The 20,823-nt window shown below is 37.1% G+C and carries 16 protein-coding genes; 5 read left to right on the forward strand and 11 right to left on the reverse strand.

Annotated elements, in window-relative coordinates; all coding sequences use genetic code 11:
- Positions 1 to 46: 46 nt before the first annotated feature.
- The 4 genes from EMTOL_RS07140 to EMTOL_RS07155 all read right to left on the reverse strand — a co-directional run bounded on the left by EMTOL_RS07140 (position 47) and on the right by EMTOL_RS07155 (position 3,183).
- Positions 47 to 508 carry a protein-disulfide reductase DsbD domain-containing protein gene (locus EMTOL_RS07140; protein WP_015028602.1) on the reverse strand — a complete coding sequence of 154 codons (462 nt, stop codon included), beginning with the start codon at positions 506 to 508 and terminating at the stop codon, positions 47 to 49.
- A gap of 61 nt (positions 509 to 569) precedes the next feature.
- Positions 570 to 1,328, reverse strand: coding sequence for a ribonuclease H-like domain-containing protein (locus EMTOL_RS07145; RefSeq protein WP_015028603.1), 759 nt, complete (start codon positions 1,326 to 1,328; stop codon positions 570 to 572).
- A gap of 105 nt (positions 1,329 to 1,433) precedes the next feature.
- Positions 1,434 to 2,267, reverse strand: coding sequence for an IS5 family transposase (locus EMTOL_RS07150; protein ID WP_015027236.1), 834 nt, complete (start codon positions 2,265 to 2,267; stop codon positions 1,434 to 1,436).
- A gap of 76 nt (positions 2,268 to 2,343) precedes the next feature.
- The gene (locus tag EMTOL_RS07155) at positions 2,344 to 3,183 is read right to left on the reverse strand and encodes a 1-acyl-sn-glycerol-3-phosphate acyltransferase (RefSeq protein ID WP_015028604.1); all 840 of its coding nucleotides are present in this window, start codon (positions 3,181 to 3,183) and stop codon (positions 2,344 to 2,346) included.
- A gap of 217 nt (positions 3,184 to 3,400) precedes the next feature.
- On the opposite strand from EMTOL_RS07155, the gene EMTOL_RS07160 reads away from it, so the two are divergent.
- The 3 genes from EMTOL_RS07160 to metG all read left to right on the forward strand — a co-directional run bounded on the left by EMTOL_RS07160 (position 3,401) and on the right by metG (position 7,919).
- Positions 3,401 to 5,026, forward strand: a complete 1,626-nt coding sequence (locus EMTOL_RS07160; protein WP_015028605.1) for an NADP-dependent glyceraldehyde-3-phosphate dehydrogenase — start codon at positions 3,401 to 3,403, stop codon at positions 5,024 to 5,026.
- A 124-nt stretch (positions 5,027 to 5,150) separates the two neighbouring features.
- The gene (locus tag EMTOL_RS07165; RefSeq protein WP_015028606.1) at positions 5,151 to 5,753 is read left to right on the forward strand and encodes a Uma2 family endonuclease; all 603 of its coding nucleotides are present in this window, start codon (positions 5,151 to 5,153) and stop codon (positions 5,751 to 5,753) included.
- Positions 5,754 to 5,873: 120 nt separating this feature from the next.
- Positions 5,874 to 7,919 carry a methionine--tRNA ligase gene (gene metG, locus EMTOL_RS07170; RefSeq protein WP_015028607.1) on the forward strand — a complete coding sequence of 682 codons (2,046 nt, stop codon included), beginning with the start codon at positions 5,874 to 5,876 and terminating at the stop codon, positions 7,917 to 7,919.
- Between the two features lie 80 nt (positions 7,920 to 7,999).
- On the opposite strand, the gene EMTOL_RS07175 is transcribed toward metG, so the two are convergent.
- The 3 genes from EMTOL_RS07175 to EMTOL_RS07190 all read right to left on the reverse strand — a co-directional run bounded on the left by EMTOL_RS07175 (position 8,000) and on the right by EMTOL_RS07190 (position 12,400).
- On the reverse strand, positions 8,000 to 9,469 hold the full coding sequence (locus tag EMTOL_RS07175; RefSeq protein WP_015028608.1) for a M28 family metallopeptidase: 1,470 nt from the start codon (positions 9,467 to 9,469) through the stop codon (positions 8,000 to 8,002).
- 247 nt (positions 9,470 to 9,716) lie between these two features.
- Positions 9,717 to 10,817: a glycine cleavage system aminomethyltransferase GcvT gene (gcvT, locus tag EMTOL_RS07185; protein WP_015028609.1), complete on the reverse strand. Its 1,101-nt coding sequence runs from the start codon at positions 10,815 to 10,817 to the stop codon at positions 9,717 to 9,719.
- Positions 10,818 to 10,948: 131 nt separating this feature from the next.
- Complete coding sequence (locus EMTOL_RS07190) at positions 10,949 to 12,400, reverse strand: UDP-N-acetylmuramoyl-L-alanyl-D-glutamate--2,6-diaminopimelate ligase (protein WP_015028610.1); 1,452 nt, start codon at positions 12,398 to 12,400, stop codon at positions 10,949 to 10,951.
- Between the two features lie 219 nt (positions 12,401 to 12,619).
- On the opposite strand from EMTOL_RS07190, the gene EMTOL_RS07195 reads away from it, so the two are divergent.
- Positions 12,620 to 13,423, forward strand: a complete 804-nt coding sequence (locus EMTOL_RS07195) for a methyltransferase domain-containing protein (RefSeq protein WP_015028611.1) — start codon at positions 12,620 to 12,622, stop codon at positions 13,421 to 13,423.
- A 112-nt stretch (positions 13,424 to 13,535) separates the two neighbouring features.
- Here the strand turns inward: EMTOL_RS07195 and EMTOL_RS07200 are convergent, their stop codons facing one another.
- From EMTOL_RS07200 to EMTOL_RS07210, 3 genes are all read right to left on the reverse strand, one after another.
- Entirely contained in the window at positions 13,536 to 14,666 is a 1,131-nt protein-coding gene (locus tag EMTOL_RS07200; protein WP_085938386.1) for an aspartate aminotransferase family protein, read from the reverse strand.
- A gap of 90 nt (positions 14,667 to 14,756) precedes the next feature.
- A complete protein-coding gene (locus EMTOL_RS07205; RefSeq protein WP_015028613.1) occupies positions 14,757 to 15,989 on the reverse strand; it encodes a TlpA family protein disulfide reductase in 1,233 nt (410 codons plus the stop codon).
- A gap of 189 nt (positions 15,990 to 16,178) precedes the next feature.
- Positions 16,179 to 16,949 (reverse strand): SDR family NAD(P)-dependent oxidoreductase, encoded by a 771-nt coding sequence (locus tag EMTOL_RS07210; RefSeq protein ID WP_015028614.1) that lies wholly within the window; start codon positions 16,947 to 16,949, stop codon positions 16,179 to 16,181.
- A gap of 231 nt (positions 16,950 to 17,180) precedes the next feature.
- On the opposite strand from EMTOL_RS07210, the gene EMTOL_RS07215 reads away from it, so the two are divergent.
- Positions 17,181 to 18,842, forward strand: coding sequence for a UxaA family hydrolase (locus EMTOL_RS07215; protein ID WP_015028615.1), 1,662 nt, complete (start codon positions 17,181 to 17,183; stop codon positions 18,840 to 18,842).
- A 58-nt stretch (positions 18,843 to 18,900) separates the two neighbouring features.
- On the opposite strand, the gene EMTOL_RS07220 is transcribed toward EMTOL_RS07215, so the two are convergent.
- Positions 18,901 to 20,790 carry a tetratricopeptide repeat protein gene (locus EMTOL_RS07220; protein ID WP_015028616.1) on the reverse strand — a complete coding sequence of 630 codons (1,890 nt, stop codon included), beginning with the start codon at positions 20,788 to 20,790 and terminating at the stop codon, positions 18,901 to 18,903.
- Positions 20,791 to 20,823: the final 33 nt, after the last annotated feature.

Raw genomic sequence — 20,823 nt, forward strand, 5'->3', positions numbered from 1 at the left:
TAACCAATAACCAGTTTACCAGTAACTAATACACTGGTAACCAATATCAAATTGTCTTAATATCAAACTTGAATTTATCTTTGTTTGGCACGCACTTACCATCTTTAGTTGTACAAGTTTGGCACTCGATTTTTCCTTCGATGATTGGATTTGCCTTCGTAATTTTCACTTTTTGAATAAATTTGGCTTCGTGCTCAAAATACTGCACTTTTCCTCCCCAAATATCATCATATTTTTCTTTGGGTTTTACAGGCATTAATTTCCCAACTACCTGATAACCTTCTGTTTTAGTAAAGTTTACCGAAGTTGGTAATGGACCCTCTACTTTGAGTTGAGAAGAATACATATACCAATTATCGTCGATTTTAGCGGTGAAAACTAAATCAATTGTTTCTCCCACTTTTGCCGATGTTTTTGATGGAGTGAATGTCCACTTTGCTGGTTTGATAATTTGAGCTGAAACCGCAAAAGATGAGGCAATAAATAATAAAACAAGTATTTTTTTCATTTTTAGAATATAAATTAATTATAAGATTGGCGAGGTTCGAACCTTGCCGACCTTGATGAAACTACAAAATTACTTCAATATTTTCTTCTTCTATTAACGCACAATTATTCATTTTCATATATAGTTGCGTTAAAACTACAACATCGGCGGCACAATATCGTTCGATTTTTGCCCTATCTTTTTCTACGTGATAAACGTGGTTTACTTGGTCGCCACTAATTTCGTTCTTACTACTCGGAATATTAAAAATGGCGGCCAATAAATCGAGTCCCGTAAAGTGCTTATAATCACCAAACTTCCAAAGGTCAAGTGTATCTAAATGGTTAATTTCCCAAGGCTTTTTACCCGATATCTGCAAAACTCTCGGCAGTATAATGCCATTAACCAACATTCTTCGACAAATATACGCAAAATCAAACTCTCGGCCATTGTGTGCACAAAGCATCAGATTATTGCCTGCTTTATGTTTTTCGAGAATTTTCTTGAATGATAATAATACATCAACTTCATCATCGCCGCCAATCATTTTTACTCGAAGTGAAGGCTTATTTTCATCATCAAAAACTATACCTCCTACGCCAATGCATAAGATTTTGCCAAATTCGGAATAAATTCCAGCCTTTTTTAAGTAAAAGTCAGCGTCAGAAAGGTTTTCTTCATTATTGAGAAACACGGCTTTTTTGAGCCATAATTTCTGTAAACGTTCATTGAGCATTTCAAAATCAGGCACTTGCGAAACCGTTTCGATATCAATAAACAAAACATTTTTTAGGTGCTTGACAAACACGTCGTCAATCACAGCAGTTGGTGTTTTAGCCATGTGTTTAATTTTTATATTTCAGCAAAAGTTATAAGCAATGTGGGGCGAACCGAGCAACAGCAAAATCTTGTTCGGTGTTGAATCTTACATTGAACTTGTTTAGGATTAACTTTTATATTTAATTTTTCGTAAAAAACGAACTGAGAATGCCAATAAATTTAAAGCCACCCAGTTAATTGCTTTCGTTTCAAACCTGACAAGTAATGCTTTGAAACTATCCATCCAAGCATTAGCGTGCTCAATGAGTACTCGTCGTTTGTATAACTCTTCATCAAAATGCTGATATTCAGTAGATTGATTTTCTATTTTGTTATTTCGAGAATTAACATCAATATTGGCTTCAATTTCTTTATTTTTACAAATTTGACGAAATTCTTTGCTATCGAATCCAGCATCAGCATTTAGAAAAAGGCCTCTGAGATTAATTCCTGCTTTTATGAGCATTTGACACAGTTCTTCAAAGAGTTCCTGAATATTATAAAGGTCGTTGTGTTTTCCTTCTTGTGGGCTGGCACATGCCAACATTTGTCCCTGATTATCAGCTAAAAAGAGCAAATTAGTTGTTTTTGATGCTTTTCGACCTTGATACCCAACAGCTTCACCTCCACGTTTGGCAAGTGTATGACTACCATCAAGTTGGATACAAGATAAGTCTAAATATGAATAGTTTGATGCTAAAATATTTATCCAAACTTTTGTCCAAGAGCCGTCCTTGACCCATTCATTAAAGTGATAATAGACTCCTTGCCATGTTAAAACCTTATTATTAAAAAATTGCTTTACTGGCAGTTGACGCCATTGACAACCTGTTTTCAAACGATATAAAATTGCTGAAACAATAGCTGTCAACTGTTCTATTTCACACTCTTTTCCACGTAAACCAATACTTAAATTTGGTAATATATATTGTTCAATCGTATTTTTACTCAAGATTTCCACTGTAGGTCTTTTTGATGATTCGCACCACAAAATTCAACCTATTTTGGGAATCTTTTTATAATACTAAACAACCTCATTATAACAAACCGAATGTTCGCACCACAAAAAATACAATCAACCAATATAAAGGAATCAGTACAATCATTAAGCCAATCGTGATAGAATCGAAAAAGACCGTTCCTTTGGTGAGTTTTTTTGATATAAACGTGGCCAATCCAATTGCAGGGAAATGTAAAATATAACCCAACGTAAAAAATGGCGTTTGCAAAGGTGATAATTTCGGAAAATTCCAGTTTAAACTCTGATTGAGTTTTTCGCTTAAAATTTCGTTGAATCTACGCAAAAACACACCATCTTCAGTCGGATTTGGTAATTCAGCCTTCGGAATAGCTTCGCCAAAACTTAGATTTATTATTTTCCCGAACGATTTAAAGTTATTATAAGTAATGGCAACTGGTATAACTTTCAGGTCTAAGCCATCAAGCCATGCTTGCTGAGCCAAACGTCCTGTGCCTTTTTTTAGTGGTAAAAGCTTAGTTTGATTCGTGCAAAGTCCTTCTGAAAAAATCAATACTATTTCGCCTTGTTTAAAAAGCTCAATACATTTCTTGAAAGTATCATCATTATTTCCTAAATGCTCTTTCCCTTCCGAAAGGCGATGCACTGGCATCATAAAAAGACTTGAAAGGGCTTTTTTTGCCAAGTTTTTCTTGAAAACATCGCCACGTGCCAGCGACCAAACGCGGCGGTCGAGTGTACAACACAACAATACGGCATCAAAAAACGAATTGGCGTGTGTACTAGCCAACATCACTGCCCCAGTTTTGGGAATATTTTCAATACCTGTAATTTTAATTCGTTTGATAAAAAACTTTAGCAGAAACGTAACGTAGGGGCGTAAGATATAATAAAGCAACTGTTTAGAATTTTAGGTGAAAGTTTTTAGTATTTCAAAAATCAGAATAAAAATCTAACTGACCAAATAGATTTTTGTTTTTTGGCACTTGTTTGACATTAAATTGTAGTTTTTCGTCCAATATTTCAAAAAATCCAAATTCTGTTTGGTTTTGCTATTGAGGGATGTAATTTCGTTTGTGTTTTACAACAAAACCGTTTGATTCTAAAGTAAAAGCATGGAAATCCTACAAGAAAAAATCACGGCTATCTTTCCAGAAGTTAGTCAAATTCCTGAACAATTTCAGATTCAGCCACTCCACCAAAAAGAGTATTTGGTAGGCGGTGAAATGCGTCAATGGGCGGGTGCCACACAAGATGTTTATTCTCCGATTTTTGTAAAAAACGGCGATAAATTTGAAAGCGTACACATAGGTAGTTATCCAATTACCTCCGAAAAAGAAGCAATGGAAGCACTCGAGGCAGCCCTAAAAGCCTACGATAATGGTCGTGGCGAATGGCCAACCATGAGTGTGAGCGAGCGTATTGCGTGCATGGAGCATTTTATCAAGAAAATGTTAGAGAAAAAAACCGAAATCGTGAATTTGTTGATGTATGAAATTGGCAAGTCATTGGCCGATTCTATCAAAGAATTCGACCGAACGGTAGAATATATTTACGATACGATTGATTGTTTGAAAGATATCGACCGTAATTCTTCTCGTTTCAAAATTGAGCAAGGTATTATTGGTCAAATTCGTCGCTCGCCATTTGGCGTAGTCCTTTGTATGGGGCCTTTTAATTATCCTCTCAACGAAACCTACACGACGCTTATTCCAGCGATTTTAATGGGAAATACCATTCTCTTCAAGCCACCAAAACACGGAACGCTTTTGCATTACCCAATGCTTGAGGCATTTAAAGAATGTTTCCCTAAAGGTGTTGTAAATACCATCTATGGTCGTGGAGCAAATGTAGTTCCACCATTGATGCAAACAGGTAAAATCAATGTACTTACGCTCATTGGTTCGAGCAAAGTAGCCAATGATTTGAAAAAAATGCACCCAAAACTCAATCGTTTGAGAGCCGTTTTAGGTCTTGACGCCAAAAATGCGGGCATCATATTGAAAAATGCGGATGTAGAATTGGCTGTAAAAGAATGTATTTTAGGTTCACTTTCATTTAATGGACAGCGTTGTACGGCCATCAAAATCATTTGGGTTCATCGCTCAATTGCGAAGAAATTCTTGAATCGTTTTACAGAAGAGTTAGAAAAACTAAAATTTGGCATGCCCTGGGAAACGGGCGTAAATCTCACGCCATTACCAGAGCCTAATAAGCCAGCTTATTTAGCTGAGTGTATTGCTGATGCAAAAGCCAATGGAGCAGAAGTAATCAATCAAGGCGGTGGAACAACCGTTAATTCATTTGTGTATCCAGCAGTATTATATCCTGTGAATAGCAAAATGAAAGTTTACAGCGAAGAACAATTCGGTCCAATCGTACCAATCGTGCCATTCGATGATGTGGAAGAGCCTATTCAATTCATCATTGATTCATCGCACGGACAACAAGTGAGTATTTTTGGTTCAAATCCTGACCAAATTGCTCATTTGATTGACCCGCTCGTGAATCAAGTTAGCCGTGTAAATATCAACGCTCAGTGCCAACGTGGACCCGATACTTTCCCATTTACGGGAAGAAAGGATTCGGCCGAAGGCACACTTTCGGTAGAAGATGCACTCCGAGCATTTTCGATTCGTACTGTGGTAGCCACCAAAGATACCGATGCCAATAAGAAAATTTTCAATGAGATTGTCGAAGAGCATAGCTCGCACTTCCTTTCTACGAAATACGTTTTCTAAAAAACACAATCCCCTTCGGTTTAAATCGAAGGGGATTTTTTTGTTTAACATTGCCTTGAAAACTTGCTTATGAAGCGTTCAAAACTCAAAAAACTGTTTAAATTTGTGTATAAATATTCAGAAAATGACTAAAGAAGTAAATCCAAAGTTGATTTTGAACAAACCTACTCGTAAATATACGCTTGAAGAATATTTACGAAAAGAAGCAAACTCAATCCACAAACACGAATTTATAAACGGCGAAATAATCAAAATGCCAAACGCAAGATACAACCACAACTTGATAGCAATGAATATTGCTATTGATTTATCTTACCAAACAGAAAATTCAGACAAGAACTATCAAATATTAGGTTCTGACCAAAAAGTTTATTTCCCAAGTCTTGATGAAGGTGTCTATGCCGATGCTTTGGCCGTTTGCGAAAAACCACTTTTTTGGGATAATGACGATTTACTTTTAATTAACCCCATTTTGGTAGTAGAAGTATTATCGAAAAGCACACAAAAATATGACCGTACAGGCAAATTTGATAAATACAAAACTCTTGAATCATTTAAAGAATATGTTATGATACGCCAAGATATATGTTACGCCGAAGTTTGGTATAGAGAACGCCCTGGTCTTTGGCACGAAACCATCGTAACGAATATTGAAGGAAAATTACCTCTGCAATCGCTCGGAGTAGAAATTTCGATGAAGCGGATTTATAAGAATGTGAGTTTTTGAAAAACAATATTGATTATCTTAGAATGCTTCCCCTCAAAAACAAAAACTTTTGAGGGGTTTTTCGTTTCTATGTAGCAATACCGTAACTTTGCACAATAATTTTTGAATACTAAAGAAGATATGACCGAAACTCAGCAAAAATATACTGTTACGGCCGCTTTGATTTATGCCAATGGGCCAATCCACATTGGGCATTTAGCGGGCTGCTACATTCCTGCCGATATTTATGTGCGTTACCTCCGCTCAAAAGGGGCTGATGTGGCGTTTATCAGCGGTACTGACGAACACGGTGTGCCAATCACAGTAAAAGCACGCAAAGAAGGCAAAACACCGCAACAAGTAGTTGATTTTTACTACGAACAAATCAAAAAATCTTTCACTGATTTTGGTATTTCGTTCGATATTTATTCTCGTACTTCCAACCAGTCGCACCACAAGGTTTCGCAAGAAATCTTTACTACGATGTATAATAAGGGCTATTTTGATGAGGAAGTAAGTGAACAATATTTCGATGAAGTAGCTCAACAGTTTCTGGCCGATAGATACATCGTAGGAGAATGTCCGACGTGTGCGAACCCTAATGCTTACGGCGACCAATGCGAAAAATGTGGTTCGACGCTCTCGCCAACGGAATTGAAAAATCCTCGTTCGACACTCTCAGGTTCAAAACCAGTGATGAAAAGTACCAAGAACTGGTATTTGCCACTAGACCGTATGCAGCCCGAAATCGAGAAATATGTAAATAGCCACAAAGAATGGAAAACCAACGTGTTTGGTCAGTGCCAGTCATGGTTAAAAGATGGCCTCAGACCTCGTGCAATGACTCGTGATTTAGATTGGGGAATCAGTGTGCCACTTCCAGATACCGATGGAAAGGTTTTATACGTTTGGTTCGACGCCCCGATTGGCTATATTACTTTTACGCAAGAATGGGCCGCACAAAATGGCAAAAATTGGGAAGATTATTGGAAAAACGAAGATACTAAGTTAGTTCACTTCATAGGAAAAGATAATATTGTATTCCACTGTATTATCTTCCCTGCGATGTTGATGGCCGAAGGAAGCTATATTTTGCCAGATAATGTGCCTGCACAGGAGTTTATGAACTTAGAAGGCGATAAAATTTCGACTTCAAGAAACTGGGCGGTTTGGTTACACGAATATTTGGAAGAATTCCCTAATAAACAAGATGTATTGCGTTATGCCCTTTCGGCCAATATGCCAGAGTCGAAAGATAATGACTTTACTTGGAAAGACTTCCAAACCAAAAATAATAGTGAGTTAGTTGCCATTTACGGAAACTTCGTGAATCGTGCCGTAGTTCTTACGCATAAATTCTTTGAAGGGAAAGTACCAGCACGAGGAGAATTGACTGATTACGATAAAGAAACGTTAGCTACTTTGGCAGAATTTCCATCAAAAATTGGTGATTCAGTTGAGAATTATCGTTTTCGTGAGGCATTGGCGAACATGATGGATTTAGCACGCTTAGGCAATAAATATTTAGCAGAAACCGAGCCGTGGAAGGTAATCAAAGAAGACCCAGCTCGTGTTGAAACTATTATGAATATTGCTTTGCAAATTGCTGCTAATTTAGCCATTTTATCAGAGCCATTTTTACCATTTACCTCAGAGAAACTTCGTACGCAATTAGGCGTAAGCAGTGTTACTTGGAGTGAGGCTGGTGGTGCTGATTTATTGGCAACTGGCACTCAAATCGGAGAAGCAAGTTTACTATTTGAGAAAATTGAAGATGATGTAATTGAAAAGCAAGTAAAGAAATTGCAAGAATCGAAACGTTTGAATGAGTTAGAAAACATGAAGGTTCCTGCATTGAAAGAGAATATACAGTTTGATGACTTTGCTAAATTAGATATTCGAATCGGTACAATCTTAGAAGCAGAAAAATTACCAAAGAGTGATAAGCTTTTGAAGTTCTTAATTGATGATGGCTTCGAGAAACGCATCATTTTAAGTGGTATTGCGAAGCATTATTCGCCCGAAGAAATGATTGGCAAGCAAGTTACATTTATTGCGAACTTGGCTCCTCGTAAAATGATGGGCATAGAATCTAATGGTATGATTCTGATGGCCGAAGATCGTGATGGTAGTTTGGCACTCCTCCAACCTAATAAAAAAGTGTGGAATGGCGGAACGGTGAGTTAATTTTTAATAATAGAAATCGTGAATGAAAGGTATTCTTTCATTCACGATTTCTAATTTGCTTTGCTCTTAAAGTAAATTATCTATCTTTCTAATTTAAAATTCTTATCAGTGGCTGGTCTTTTTGGTGCATTGGCTACTTTCCAACCAGTTCGGTACATCCAGTCGGCCATTTTCTTTAGCTTAGGGAAATTAATATTCTCTACATTATCCTGTGGGGTATGATAATCGGGGTGCAAAAGGGTAGTGTACATAAGTGCAGGAATACCCAAACGTGCATAAGGTAGGTGATCGCTTCTGAAATACCAGCCTTCAATATGCTTTACGTCGTCCCAAGAATAATCTAACTTAAAATTCGGGCCTTCTTTATTAGCCTCTAAAGTCATGTTAATTAATTCTTCCGAGTTTCTATGTGGCGGTATTGACCCAAGAACAGTTGCACTATCAATATGATTTCTTCCAATCATATCTCCATTTAAAACAGCTACAATCTTGCCAATAGGCACGGTCGGATGGGCAGAATAATATCTTGAACCGAGGAGACCTCTTTCTTCTGCTCCATGAATCACAAATAATACAGAACGTTTCGCTGGATTTTTTACAAATGCTTTTGCATTGCTGAGCATGGCTACATTTACGCTACCATTGTCATCGGCACCGTAGCATATCGAATCGCCTTTGATTTCATTCCGAATGCCATGAGCATCTGTGTGGCCGCTATAAAGCAAATATTCCGATTTCAACTTAGGATCTGTTCCGTCAATTTTACCAATAATATTTACCGAAGGATAAGCATATTTCGACACCACAATATTGGCTTTCAGAGTTGCTAAGTTTCCTTCTAAATCTTTCTTAGAGCCTTTGTGCAACCATAAAACTGGCACTGTTGTGGTTAGGTTGGCGTTTGCCCCACCATCAATATCATAATTACCTCTTTTAAAATTTTCATTCGCATCTTTCCATGCGTTTTCGGCGGTATTGTCAGCAATAAATATGATGGCAGCTACTCCTCTTCTGACCAAAGCTGCACCGTATTTTGTATAAATATATCGACTATAACGCCAAGTAGGTAACGAAACATTGAGGTTAATACCTTTGGCGTTAGCTTCAAGAGCAACAATTTTTCCTTTTACATCCAGGGAATTAGTATCTAAATCGGTGACGTTACCCAAATAGGTAATTGTTCCATTCAAAGCAGTATTAGCCATTTGAGCAATAGAAATATCTTGCCAAAGTGTCAGTTTTTTGTTATTCAGCTCGATACTTGTTTGTTCAGAAATTTGGTTTCGCCACAGTGTAAAAAACTGAAAATACGTACCATCATCACCCGCTGGTTTTAGGCCAATGGCTCGGTATTTTTCTCCCAACCACATGGCAGCTTTTAGTTCGTCGAGTGTGCCAGCCGAACGACCTTTAAAATTAACACCAGCCAATGCTTCTAAATCATTTTTTAAATCTAATTCTTTGATTTGATTGAGAGCAGGCGGAAGATTCTGAGCAAAAAGTTGACTGCTTACAATAAGAAATGCCCAAAATAAAATTTTGTTTTGCATAATAAATAGAGATAGAGTTTATCGATGTGAAAAGATATTTGATAAAATTTCAAACCACTAAATATACAAAACTGTTGCGGATTCAAGATTACAAAACGACACAAACTAATTTTGTTCGAAAATTACAGCTGTCACATCAGATGCTTTTAGCATCACGGAATGCGACTTTAATTTCTAAAATCATACTCGTAAAAAAAGCCCTTCCTAAAATCAAAGAAGGGCCAATAAATGTGTAGAGGTTATTCTATTACACTCCCGCTTTCACAAAAGGCAATTTCGTAACTACACCTTTTAGCAGTTTATCTCTTACTTTGATATAAACTTCCGTTCCAATTTTAGAAAAAGCAGTAGGTACATGCCCCATTGCTATTCCTTTCTGCAAAGTCGGCGATTGCGTTCCTGAAGTAACCTCACCTAACTTATTCCCCTCTGCATCACAAATTTCGTAATGACTACGAGGAATACCACGGTCAATCATTTCAATACCAACCAATTTTCGCTTCAAACCAGCCTCTTTTTGTGCTTTTAGGTTTTCTGAGTTAATGAAGTTTTTCGTAAACTTAGTTACCCATCCTAAACCAGCTTCTAATGGAGAATCAGTATCGTTTAGTTCGTGGCCATACAAACAATAACCCATTTCCAAACGAAGTGTATCTCTCGCTCCTAAGCCAATTGGTTTAATATCAAACTCTGCTCCTGCTTCAAAAATGGCATTCCACATTTTTTCTGCATCTTTATTCCAAACATAAATCTCAAATCCACCTGCACCTGTGTAGCCCGTTGCCGACACGATTACGTCATCAATACCAGCAACTGAACCAGCCTTGAATGTATAATAATCCATTGATGATAAATCAATATCGGTAAGTTTCTGAATCGTGGCTAAAGCTTTTGGCCCTTGCACGGCAAACAAACAAAGATTATCAGAAATATTTTCGAGTTCTACACCAAAAGAATTGTTTTGATTTACCCAATTCCAGTCTTTTTCGATGTTTGAGGCATTTACTACTAAATAATATTCGTTTTCATTCCAACGATAAACCAATAAATCATCTACTACCCCACCCTCATTGTTTGGGAAATAAGCATATTGAACTTTGCCATCGAAAAGTGCAGATACATCATTTGAAACAATGTATTGAAGAAACTCCGTTGCACGTTCACCACGAACCACAAACTCTCCCATGTGCGATACATCGAAAACACCTACTCCATTACGCACGCAATTGTGTTCTTCATTATCTGACGAATAACGAACTGGCATCATAAATCCACCGAAAGGCACCATTTTTCCGCCAAGTTTTTCGTGCAAATCATTGAGTGGTATTCTTTTATTTTCTGTTTCCATTAAATTTTGTTGATTTATTGATGAAAAATATTCTTTCTAAATTTTATTAGATTTTTGGCACACCTTTGAGGTGTGTCAAAAAAAACAATGGGTAGAATATTAAATGACAGATTACAAATCTGTCCTACATTTTATTCGCCAAAAGCCTCTTTCAATACTTCTTTATCATCGAAATGATGTTTAACACCTTTGATTTCTTGATAGGTTTCGTGGCCTTTGCCTGCTACCAAAATAATATCTTCGGGTTTTGCCATTTTTACTGCGATTAAAATTGCTTCGTGGCGGTCTTCGATAGTCTGTGTTTTTTTGAAATGAAGCGGAGGTACACCTTTTTGCATTTGGCCTAAAATATCCATTGGGTCTTCATTTCTTGGATTATCTGACGTGAGAATAACCTTATCACTCAATTTACAAGCAATTTCGGCCATAATCGGGCGTTTAGCGGCATCCCTATTTCCTCCACAACCCACAACCGTAATTATCTGCTGATTGCCTTCTCGCAAATCAACGATGGTTTCTAACACGTTTTTCAGAGCATCTGGTGTATGAGCATAATCAACGATTCCGACGATGTTATTTTTTGAAACAACTTGTTCAAAACGCCCAGCAGGTGGCTGAATATCAGATAATTGCATCAAAACCTCTTCTGAGTTTTCGCCCAATAAAACAGCCGCTCCATAAACACCCAACAAATTGTAAGCATTGAATGAACCTATCAGTTTAAACCAAACTTCTTTATTATCAATTTCCATTTGAAGGCCAAAAAGGCTACATGCCAATACCTTTCCTTTGAAAGTACCGATGTTTTTCAAAGAATAAGTTTCTTTACGAGCTACCGTATTTTGGAGCATTATTTTTCCGTTTTTGTCATCGGTATTAACCAAGGCAAAAGCAGAAGCAGGAAGTTGGTCAAAAAAACCTTTCTTAGCTTTTAGGTAATTATCGAATGTCCCATGAAAATCGAGGTGGTCATGGGTTATATTTGTAAAAATTCCACCAGCAAAATACAAACCCGCAATACGCTCCTGCACAACCGAATGCGAACTTACCTCCATGAAACAGTAGGTTACTCCTTTCTGAAGCATATCGGCCAAAAGTTCGTTGATTTTTACAGAATCTGGCGTTGTATGAGTTGAAGGAATAATATCATCGTCTATTTGGTTTTGAACTGTTGAAAGCAAACCACAACGATAACCTAATTTACGGAATAAACGGAAAAGTAGCGTAACTGTAGAAGTTTTACCGTTTGTACCTGTTACCCCTACTAGCTTTAGTTTTTGTGAAGGATTTCCATAAAAATTGGCCGCTGCAAAACCCATTGCTCGTGCCGAATTTTCGACTTGTACGTAGGTGATATTTTCATTCAAATTTTCGGGCATTCGCTCGCATAAAATTGCCGAAGCACCGAGTTCAATCGCTTTCTCAATAAAGTTATGTCCATCTACCTGCGTTCCGCCGATAGCAACGAATAAACTTCCCTTTTTTACTTGACGGGAATCGAATATAATGTCTTTTATTTCTATATCTGTCTTCCCAGAAACTGCCTGAAGAGAGACTTTGTAAAGAACTTCGCTTAATACCATTTTAATTGCTGTTTATTAAGTGGCTTTGTGTTGATGTTTGTTGATTATGCACTAAAACACTATATTTTAGGCTGTTCAGAAGTGTATTACTCTAATTGACGGCAAGTTATTCAAAAAAACGTTTATCATCAAACTCGTCTTATATTAAGGTTCAATGTCTTCCCAAATTCTAAATTTTTATTGGTAATTTAACCCTCCATTTCATATCATACAAAATTCATGAATCAAACACTGCAATCTCGGGCAGATATGCCCCAAGGAGCCAATAAAGTGCTCGACCGTCGCAACATCGAGAATAGTTATTCGAGCCTACTCGAACTACTTCACGATGGTATGATGGTACTCGATGTTGGGTGTGGTTCAGGAGCAATCACAGCAGATATTGCTCAGAAAGTAGGCAAAAATGGAAGAGTAATAGGCATTGATTATAGTGAACATTTAATAGAATTAGCTAAAATAAATTATTCATCTATAGAGAATTTAAGTTTTGAAGTTGCCAATATTCACGATTATGTTTCGGCCGAAAAATTTGATTTAGTTATTGCCGCTAGAACTCTACAATGGGTAAGTGAACCTACTTCGGTTGTGGAAAAGATGTTGAATTTGTTGAAAAGTGGGGGCAAAATTTCAATCAATGATTATAACCACACGAAAATTGTTTGGAATCCGAGCCCTCCGCAGTCTATGTTAGGTTTTTATGAAGCATTCCTTCGGTGGAGAAAAGAGGCTGGTTTTGATAATGAAATTGCAGATAACTTATCGGGAATTTATAAAGCAATCGGTTTATCGAATATACAAATAATTCCACAGCACGAAATCAACAATAGAAACGATGCTGACTTTAAGGCAACTGCAAGAATTTGGAGTATCGTAGCCGAAACACGTGGTAAACAAGTAGTAAGCGATGGTTATTGTTCGGAAGAGTTACGCTTACAAGCTATTGAAGAATATGACGCTTGGATTGCAAACGAAGCCCAAAGTATGACGCTTTATTTACTGGCGGTAGAAGGGCATAATGTATAATGAAAAAATTTAAAATGGAGAATGAAGAGAAAAACACCTTCTTCACTCTCCATTTTTACATATAATTATAAAAATCGGTGGCTGAGCGGAGTCGAAGCCCAGACTTTTATAATTATGCACTTGCCAAAACCTTTTTCAAAGCATCTAAGAAAATATCTGCTTCTTGAGTTGTTACGGCCAAGCTTGGCAATAGACGCATCGTATGATTCCCCGCTACACCTGTAAAGATTTTATGGTCGAATAACAAAGAATTTCTGATTGGGCCAACTGGTTTTTCAAATTCAATTCCTATCATTAAGCCTTGTCCACGCAATTCTTTTATTCCTGGTATTCCTTTAAGATTTTCGAAGAAATAATCCCCAACATTGGCTGCATTTTGAATCAACTTTTCTTTCTTAATAATATCCAATACAGCGTTTGCGGCCGTACAAGCCAAGTGATTTCCGCCAAAAGTTGTACCCAACATTCCGTGTTTCGCTTGGAATTTAGGAGAAATCAAAACTCCACCAATCGGAAAACCATTACCCATACCTTTGGCGGTTGAGATAATATCAGGTTTTACGCCACTGTGTTGGAAAGTAAAGAATTTACCCGAACGGCCATATCCACATTGCACAGAATCATGAATGAAGATTGCTCCTGTTTTGTCACAAGCTTTACGAATGGCTTTCATAAATTCATCCGTCGCAACATTGATTCCGCCTACACCTTGAATACCTTCTACAATTACCGCACAAGTTTCATTATCAACTGCTTTTTTAACTGCTTCTACATCGTTATATGGCAAAATCTGTACGTAGTCAGCAAAGTTAATCGGTGCTTGAATTGATGGATTATCAGTTACAGCTACCGCTGCCGAAGTACGTCCGTGAAATCCTTTTGAAAAAGCAATTACTTTTTTTCTTCCATTGTGGAAAGAAGCCAATTTTAAAGCATTTTCATTAGCTTCAGCACCAGAGTTCACTAAAAATAAATAGTAATCTTTCAAGCCTGAAATTTTACCTAATTTATCGGCTAATTCTTCTTGCGAAGGTATTTTTACCGAATTTGAGTAAAATCCTATATTTTTTAGCTGCTGCGTAACTTTTCGTACATAATATGGGTGAGTATGCCCTACCGAAATCACGGCATGACCACCATAAAGGTCGAGATATTGTTGTCCATTCTTATCCCAAAGATAAGAACCTTGAGCCTTTACTGGCTCGATATCATAAAGCGGATATACGTTAAAAAGAGTCATTATTTATATTCAATGTTCAATTAAGAGAGGCATAACGCCTAATAATTGATAGTTTAAAAAGATATAAAGTTCAATAAACTTTTATGGAAAGATTTATTTGAGTTCTCCAGCTAATTTATTGATATTGTTTTCAATCGATACAACCACGTTTTTCAAATTAGGGTCGGTTACTTTAGCTTTTGCGGCTATTATGCTGGTTTGAGCAGCGGCAAGGTCTTTTTTCGCATTGGCTAAGTCACCTGATTTTTTGTATAAACGTGCTGATTCATAATTAAGATTCGCTATCTCTTGCTCTGATTTTAACTGTGGGCGAGCAGACGATAGCCAACTTCGGACTTCAGGAGCGAATTGTCCATCAGGAAAAGTATTGTTGTAAAATGTAACGTAATAAACTAAAAGTTGTGGTTGTGTTTGAGCTTTTATTAATCCTTTCAAAAAATTAAATGCAACATCTTTTCCTTGTTCACGGAGTAATGCTGGACACTCAATCTGCCATGTATTGGCAGTTGCGTATTGCCCTACACCTAAGAGGTTCATATATTGTTTGAGTTGCTTTACTTTTGCTAACGAATAAGTATTTGCCTGTGGTGAAAAAATTTCTAACTGAAGTAATCTTCCGAGAGCGTTTCCTTCTTGCCCAGGATGACCTTCGTCGGCTTCGTATTTGGCTCCAATGGCAATATTATTTAGCCAAAATTGAGAAAAACCATTGTATAAGTCCATAATACATTTTTTCATGATTGCCCAACTAGTTTTATCACCTAACTGATTTTTAGGATAAACTGAGTATAAATCATTGGCAACTTGCTTATTTCGAATGGTATCTTGCTTGATACGAAGAAAATAAGCCAAACTTACCATCATATTAATATCTCTATCACCTGCTTGATACTTTTTCCAAAAACCAGCTACCTGCTGATTAGGGTCGAGAGCTGTCTGAGCCTGTTTTATTAAATCTTTTGGTGTATTGATAGGGTCTGTACTATGTAGTAAATTTTGGTTACTATCAAAAAAGAAAAACAGAGGAAAACCTGGTAGGAAAATTTTCTTTTTATTCAAAAAAGCTACTTGTTTGGCATCTTCTACATTGAGCTTATAGTTCACAAAGTTTTGGTTGTAAAACTTACCTACTTCTGCATTTTTGAGGGTTGGTTCTAAGCCCATACAAATGGGGCAGTGCGGCGAATAGCACTCTACAAAAACCATCTTTCCAGAGGCCTTTGCTTTTTGAAATGCTGCCTCAATAGTTGATTCAAAAGTAATACCTTGTGAAAAAGCAGTACTAATGAGTAGTAAGAAATAGCCAAGCAAAAATGTTTTTTTCATATTTTATTGATGTTTTGAACAGCAAATTAGTCGATTTTAATAAAAAATCATGAAAAATCACTATTCTTTAACAAGTTATTAACAGCCATTCATGTAGGACAGATTTGCAATCTGTCACTCTAATGCCGATTTGTATTGAATTCGAAATCTGAACCTCATACACAGCGAACAGGATGTTTGCCCCAAAAATTAGTTATTCAACTTCACAAATCCGCCATCAATTAAATAATCACAGCCAGTAATGAAGCCAGCTTCATCAGAACAAAGATAAACCGCTAATGACCCAATTTCTTCAGGCTTTGCCATACGCCCGATTGGTTGGGTCTTTGAAAGTTTATCATACATTTCTTTCTCTTTTCCTGGATACGTTTTTTTCAAAAATCCATCAACGAAAGGTGTATGAACACGTGCTGGAGAAATGCTATTACAACGAATATTATACTTCAAATAATCTTTGGCTACTTGCAAGGTCATGGTATAAACTGCTCCTTTCGACATCGAGTAGGCAAATCTATCAGGAATCCCAACTGTCGCGGCAATTGAAGCAACATTTAAGATTACGCCTCCTCGCTCTTTCATATATGGAATAACTGAGTGTAAACAGTTGTAAGTTCCTTTTACGTTTACATTAAAAACTCGGTCTAAATCCTCTTCGCTTGTCGATTCTACCGTACCGATATGAGCAATTCCAGCATTATTTACTAAAATATCAATGGCATTTTCTTTAGCTATTTTTTCAACTATCTTCTTAACCTCTTTTTGCTTCGAAACATCTACTTTATGAAAGTATGCCTCTCCTCCGTTAGCATTAATTAAATCAGCTTCACGCTCGGCTTGGTCAACATTTAATTCCAAGATATGAACTACGGCTCCTTGCTGGGCAAAAAGTCTGGAAATAGCTAAACCAATGCCACTGGCACCACCCGTGATGATAGCAACTTTATTATCGAGACGAAACATTTTTGACTATGATTAAAATAGATTAATGATGATTTTTTGTCTAGAATAGCTTTTTTTACAAAATTAGTTTTTGTGAAAAATGACTTAATTCTAATATTTTTTTGATATTTAGGCCTAAAATGCCACTTTTACCCTTCAAAATTACTCGTCAATTCTGGAACAAAAAATAAATCTGACTTACATTTGCTAAAATAATTATTCAACCTATAATATTGGGGGCCTGACTCTTCTATGCATACCGTTCTAAAACTACATAAAAACGACAACGTAATAGTAGCCTTGCAAAATTTAAAAGCAGGGGAAGTCATTAATTACGAAGGAATTGATTACGAAATTCAACATGATATTGAGGCCAAACATAAGTTTGTCACCGAAGATATTGCCATTGGTGAACACGTAACCATGTATGGCGTGTTGGTAGGAAAAGCTATACAACCTATCAAACGTGGGGCTCAGATTACTACTTTCAATCTCAAACACGAATCAGAACAGTATTCAGTAGAAAAACGTCAACCCGCCGCTCCATGGACACCCCTCAACGTTGATGCTTGGAAAGATAAAACTTTCAACGGCTATCACCGAACTGATGGTAGCGTAGGCACACGAAATTATTGGCTGGTTGTTCCTTTGGTATTTTGCGAAAATCGCAATATTATGATTATGAAAGATGCGTTTGAGCGTGAACTTGGGTATGCTCAACCCGAAATCTATCGTAATCAAGTACGTGAGCTACTTTCAGCCTATAACTCTGGTGATGCAGCTGCTTTTGATGCTATCAAATTAGGTGACCCTAACAGCGAAAATATTAAGATTTCGCCATCGCATATTTTCTCAAATGTCGATGGAATTAAGTTTCTAACCCACGAAACTGGTTGTGGCGGTACCAACCAAGATACCGACGCCCTCTGTGATTTATTCGCAGGAATGATTGTAAACCCGAACGTAGCGGGGGTAACTGTCTTGAGTTTAGGCTGTCAGAAATCGCAAATTGATTATTTGAAAAAGGCCATTTTAGAACGCTGCCCAAGTTTCGATCGTCCAATTTTGTATTTCGACCAACAAACTTATGGCACCGAACACGCCATGATGTCGGATGCGATTCGTGAAACTTTCAAAGGAATTGTAGAGATGAATAAGCAAACTCGTAAGCCAGCCCCAATAAGCAAATTAACTATTGGCTTAAAATGTGGAGGCTCTGATGGTTTCTCTGGTATCTCAGCAAACCCTGCCATTGGTCATCTCTCAGATATCATGGTTAGTTTAGGAGGCACTACTCTCCTCGCTGAGTTTCCTGAACTTTGTGGCGTTGAGCAAGAACTCATTAATCGTTGTGTTGATGAAGCAAAGGCACAGAAATTTGCCGATTTAATGAAAGAATATTCTGACCAAGCGGCTGCCGTAGGGGCAACCTTCGACATGAACCCCTCGGTTGGAAATATCAAAGATGGTCTCATTACTGATGCTATTAAGTCGGCTGGTGCTGCCAAAAAGGGAGGTAATGCCCCAGTAGCTGGTGTGTTAAATTATACCGAACAACCAACCCACGCAGGTTTACATTTACTTTGCACGCCAGGAAATGACGTGTTGGCCACAACTGGTATGGCGGCCTCGAGTGCAACCCTTATATTATTTACAACTGGCCTCGGCACGCCAACAGGCAATCCGGTTACACCTACTGTAAAGATTTCAACTAATAATAAATTGGCCGAAAAAATGCCTGATATTATTGATTTTAGCTGTGGTAAAATCATTACGGGAGAAGAAACCATTGAGCAAAATGCCGAATCTTTATTAAATTGGTTGATTGGCCTTGCGAACGGAGATTATTTAACAAAAGCCGAACTTTTAGGTCAAGATGATTTCATTCCGTGGAGACGTGGTGTGAATTTGTAGATTTTTCTCAGATTAAACATAAAAGAGCCTCACCAATACATTGATGAGGCTCTTTGTTTTATGGCTGAACTCCTAATTTAATTAGGTTTTCGCGAGCATCTTTATAATTGGGATTTCGTTTCATTACTTCCTTCAAATCTTTAATTGCTCCTTGTTTATCGCCCATGCTATACCTTGCTACTGCACGGTCATTGTAGGCTGTATCTACCGCAATACCCAAATTAATCATAGTAGAATAATCATCATACGCCTCCTGAAATTTATTAGCTTTTAAATTGGCAAAGGCTCTAAATGGTAGATAAGTATTTCTATTTTGTCCAAGTTCCATAGCCTTCGTGAAATCAGCAGCAGATTGGGCATAGTTACCAGCATCACGATTGGCAATTCCACGGTTATAATAAGCTACAAATTTTCTATGCTCAGGCGAATTATCAATACTTTTTTGGTAAAGTTCGAGTGCTTTGGGCATATTTCCTTTTAAATAATACGCATTCGCCAAAGCACCCATCAGTGCATACGATTGAACTCCTTTTGAAACAGCATACTCGCCATAACGAATTACTTGGTCGATTTCTCCTGAACGACCAAAATGATTCGCTAAATTTTCATTTACAACTGGCGATTCTGGTTCGTATTTATAGGAATTAGAAAATAATGTGCCTGTATCTTTATAGGTAAGTGTTTGTTTATAAGTTAAATATATAAACACAGGGGCTAAAAGTAATCCTCCGTAGAATAAAAGTTTTTTTGACGAAATTTTCTGATAAAGTCCATAAAAAACCAAGAATATAATTCCAAAATAAGGTATGTAAGTATAACGCTCCGCCAATATAGCACCACCTACCGATAGAAATTGAAGCACTAAAACAATCGTGAAAAAGAAAAACATTATTCCAAAAAATACTTCCTTTTTTCGACGATAGAAAAACACCGTTCCCCCCAAAATAATCAATGCCCAAATTGGGGCCGTCACATACTGAATTGCTCCATATTTATCTGGGCTTGGATAGGCATAAAAATTATGTTGGCGAATTGGGATGAACAACTTAAAGATATATACCAAGAAACCATAAAAGCCAAACTTAATTCTATCGCCCAAAGTGAGAGCATCACTTAAAGCTACATCTAAAGTCATTTTTTCAAGTTTGCCTCCTAAATTTCCTCCACCTTGCACATGAACAGCTAATGCACCAAACAATAAAGCCACAATGAAGAATGGTATTTTTTGAGTTAAATTCTTTACAGTTAAGAAACCTTTATCGAACCAATAATCAATTAGCATTAAAACTAATGGTAATACCACCGCCATTGCTTTCGATAAGCAAGAAAGAATAAATAAAATGAAGCAATAAATAAGTAGTTTACGCTCATTTTTTTCCAAATACTTTACATATTGAATACATGCTAAAAAGAAAAACATTGTGTAGAGCACATCTTTTCGCTCAGAAATCCATGTAACCGACTCGACGTGCATTGGATGAATACCCCAAAAAAGAGCCACCAAAAAGCTCACTAAGGTATTATTTCGACTCAGTTGTTGCGTAAACTTAAAAACAAGAAATGTATTTATAATGTGAATGAGTGTATTGGTAACGATAAAAGAAGTAGAGCCTTGACCAAATAATGCCGAATTAAACCAGAGCGTTACAAGCGTGAGTGGATGGTAGTTTAAGGCACATTCTACCGTAAGCAAACGAATAAGATTTGCAAAGGTTGGCTTTTGAATCATCGTATTTTCAGTGGCATACATTTGGTCATCCCAATTGACGAAACCATTTGAGAAGCCTCCAACAAAGGCCAGTAACACAGCAATTCCTAAAATGATATAGGCCGTAGTTGGGCTCAATGAAAAACCTTCTTTGAGAGGGGCTTGTTGAACTACCACCCGAGAATTTATTGAAGTATGTGGGGTTTGATTTTGTTTGGTTGTGTATTTGTTTTTTGCCATTTTTTTATGAGTTTGAGTTCTCAATTAGCGAAT

Source organism: Emticicia oligotrophica DSM 17448 (genome assembly GCF_000263195.1).
Lineage (GTDB): Bacteria > Bacteroidota > Bacteroidia > Cytophagales > Spirosomataceae > Emticicia > Emticicia oligotrophica.